This window comes from Gemmiger formicilis (genome assembly GCF_016900095.1).
GTDB classification, from domain to species: domain Bacteria; phylum Bacillota; class Clostridia; order Oscillospirales; family Ruminococcaceae; genus Gemmiger; species Gemmiger formicilis_A.
Window position 1 is genome coordinate 1 of the sequence record NZ_JACJJP010000065.1, and the last position, 3,146, is coordinate 3,146.

The 3,146-nt window shown below is 64.7% G+C and carries 3 protein-coding genes; 1 reads left to right on the forward strand and 2 read right to left on the reverse strand.

The window, feature by feature from the left end:
• Nucleotides 1-245, forward strand: a 245-nt coding sequence (locus H6B15_RS15135) for a YitT family protein (RefSeq protein WP_204648836.1), incomplete at its 5' end; no start/stop codon positions are given.
• Nucleotides 246-248: 3 nt separating this feature from the next.
• Here H6B15_RS15135 and H6B15_RS15140 read toward each other — a convergent pair.
• Both H6B15_RS15140 and H6B15_RS15145 read right to left on the reverse strand, forming a co-directional pair.
• On the reverse strand, nucleotides 249-950 hold the full coding sequence (locus H6B15_RS15140; RefSeq protein ID WP_243424444.1) for a YoaK family protein: 702 nt from the start codon (nucleotides 948-950) through the stop codon (nucleotides 249-251).
• Nucleotides 951-1,095: 145 nt separating this feature from the next.
• A complete protein-coding gene (locus H6B15_RS15145; protein WP_204648837.1) occupies nucleotides 1,096-3,075 on the reverse strand; it encodes a fructose-1,6-bisphosphatase in 1,980 nt (659 codons plus the stop codon).
• Nucleotides 3,076-3,146 lie beyond the last annotated feature (71 nt).

The following is a 3,146-nucleotide window of genomic DNA, read 5'->3' on the forward strand; positions in this document are numbered from 1 at the left end:
GGGTGGGGCTGATCATCCGGCAGGGGGGCTCCAGCGGCGGCGACGACGCCCTGGCCTTAGTCATCCACAAGCTGTCCCGCTGGGGACTGGCCCGGTGCTACCTGGTCACCGACCTGACGGTGCTGGCCCTGTCCCTGAGCTACATCCCCGCCCGGCGCATCGCCTTTTCCCTCATCACCGTGACCCTGTCCTCCTTCCTCATCGAGAAGGTACAGAACTTCCGGCGCAAGGTTCCGGCGGAGTAAGGCTCAGGCCTTTTCGGCCTCTTCCCGGGTTTCTTCCTCTTCCTTGATGAACATGAGCAGGAAGCTCACGGCCAGCAAAGCGCAGCTGCACCAGATGACCCGGATGTTGCCGGTGCGGGACAGCAGCGACCCGAACACCGCCCCCACCCCGAATACGGTGATGATGGTCAGGTACTGCAGGGCCTTGTGCAAGGTGGCGGGGTTGTGGTTGTGGCGCCAGTCGAACAGGCACTGCACCCCGCTGCGCAGATTGCCGATGCACATGGTGCTGGCGTAGGCGTTGCCCCGCACCTTGCGGAACGCCTGCACCTGCATGGCGCAGACAAAGCTGACCAGCACGTTGGCGGCAATGTCCAGGCTGTGGGGCACAAATCCCACCAGGAAGAGCAGGGCAATCTCGATGCCCAGCACCAGCTGCCGCCAGTGGAGCCTGCGGGAGCTGCCGAACCGGTGGCGCACAAAGGCGGAAAAATACACCCCCGCCCCGAAAGCCACCACCGGCATCAGGTAGCGCAGGGCAGCAAACAGTTCCCCGCTGCACAGATGGACCCCGAACAGGATCACGTTGCCGGTCTGGGCGTTGGCAAACACCTGCCCCCGGCCCATGTAGGTGTATCCGTCCTGAAATCCCCCCGACAAGGTCAGAAAGACCATGGTGCGCAAAGCATCGGACATCTGTCCGTGGTGGCGCAGTTTTTCCAGCATACAAGACCTTCCTTTCTCCGGGCGGGCCACGCCCGCCCCTTTCCCCTCCAAAAAGGCAAAATCATCGGGCCCGCGGCTTGACCGCCCGGGCCCGTGTTTTGTTTTGCGGCCTAATCATACCCCCGCGGGGGACGGCTGTCAAGGGTCAGTCCCCGTGCTGCACCAGCACGCCCGCCCGGTAGGCGTCCAGCAGGCGGCTCAGGTCGGCGATGGTGGCCAGGAACGCCCGACCCTCGTCGGTGTCCCGCACCAGGATGCGCTCCCTGGCCACATAGATGGGCTTGCTCTTGGAGGCAATGTCCTCGTCCTCCAGAATGGCCTTGGCGGTGCTCTCAAAGGGCTGGTGGGTGCGCAGGGTCATGCCCCGGCTGTTGTACACCAGGGTGTAGCCCGCAATGCCGGTGCGCCGGTGGTAGGCCCGGCAGAACCCGCCGTCGATGACCACCAGGCGTCCCCCGGCCTTCACCGGGTCTTCCCCCTCCACCGCCCGCACCGGCACATGGCCGTTGAGGATGTGGCAGCCTTCCCCCGAAAGGCCGAATTCCGCCAGGATCCTGACGGCGATCTCCTCGGCCCGGGGACCGCTGACCAGCTTGTAATAGGGGTTCTTGATCTCGGCGTGGGTGGATTCGTCGGCGATGTACAGCCGCTCAAAGGTGGTCATGGCGCTGCGCCCGAAGATGGGGGACAGGGCCCCGCACCACAGATACCACAGAAAATCCTGCCCGGCCCGGCGCTCGGGGCTGTCCGGCGGGGCAAAGTAGCCCTGCCGCGCCCGGCGGTCACAGTAATCGAACAGGGCCTTGCCGCTGTACAGCCGCCCTTCGAACCGTTCGGGGGCAAAGGCGCCGTCCTCGGTCATGGGCACCGCCCCGTGGAAGAGCAGGTTGCCGTTGAAGACCTTGTACACCGCCCCGTGGGCGTAGAGGAACTGCACATGCCGCTGCAGCCGCTCGCTCTGGGTAAAGGCCCGGCAGAGTTCCTGGACCAGGGCCTGCTCCCGGGGGGTGAGGGCGGTGGGGTCGGCGGGGTCCACGGTGGGAAAATCCCGGTCCAGCAGGGGATAGACCTGTCCGTGGCAGGTGACGGTGCCGGCTTCATAGTCGATGTGGTTCAGATAGTCCCGCCCCTGCATGCGGAAATCCGGGTTGCGGGCGATGACCCCGGCTTCCAGCTTGAACATAAGCAGGGTCACGGCCTTGTGCATCCGGGCGTTGCGGGTCTGCACGTCGGGGGAAAGGTGCTCCCGGTCGTCGGCGTGGGGAATCCAGCGGCGGTCGATGGGGCCGCCGTAAAAATCCATGGCGAACCGTTCCAGCCCCCGCAGGCTGATGCCGTACCCGGTCTCGATCAGGTCCAGGTTGCCGTAGGCCAGGGAGGTCTTGAGCACCGTGAACACGCAGACGGCGCTGCCCGCCGCCGCGCCCATCCAGACCACGTCGTGGTTGCCCCACTGGATGTCCACGTCGTGGTGGGCAATGAGCTGGTCCATGATCAGGTCCGGCCGGGCGCCCCGGTCGAACATGTCCCCCAGAATGTGCAGCGTGTCCACCGCCAGGTGCTTGATCACCTCGCAGAACCGGATGATGTAGGCGTCCGCCCGCTCATAGCGCAGGATGCTGTCGATGATCTGGCCGTAGTACAGGTCCTTGTCGTGGTCCTCGAAGTGGGCGTGGAGCAGCTCGTCCAGAATGTAGCCGCAGTTGGCGGGCAGGCATTTGCGCACATGGGCCCGGGTGTGCTTGCTGGACACCAGCCGGCAGAGCTCGATGAGCTGCAAAAGGGTGCGGCGGTACCACCCGTCCAGGTCGGTCTGCTTGGCCTTGATCTCGGGCAGTTTCTGCACCGGATAATAGATGAGGGTGGCCAGCTCCGCCCGGTCGTGGGCGGGCACCGAGTCCCCCAGCACCAGGTCGATCTTTTCCCGTATGACGCCGGAAGCGTTGTTCAGGATGTGCAGAAAGGCTTCGTGCTCCCCGTGCAGGTCGCTCATGAAGTGCTCGGTGCCTTTGGGCAGGCGGAGCAGCGCCTCGATGCGGATGATCTCGCTGGCGGCCGCCGCAATGGTGGGGAAATCTTTGGAAAGAAGTTGCAGATACCGCAATTGTTCGCCGTTGTCGGCCATGGATGGGTCCTCCTTTGCGCAGAATTGTGTTGGTTTTATTGTACCATTAACCGGGCGGGGGGGGCAAAGGT

Coding starts and splice junctions, on each gene's coding strand:
- H6B15_RS15145 (WP_204648837.1), bottom strand. CDS start 3,075: ATGGCCGACAACGGCGAACAATTGCGGTATCTGCAACTTCTTTCCAAA.
- H6B15_RS15140 (WP_243424444.1), bottom strand. CDS start 950: ATGCTGGAAAAACTGCGCCACCACGGACAGATGTCCGATGCTTTGCGC.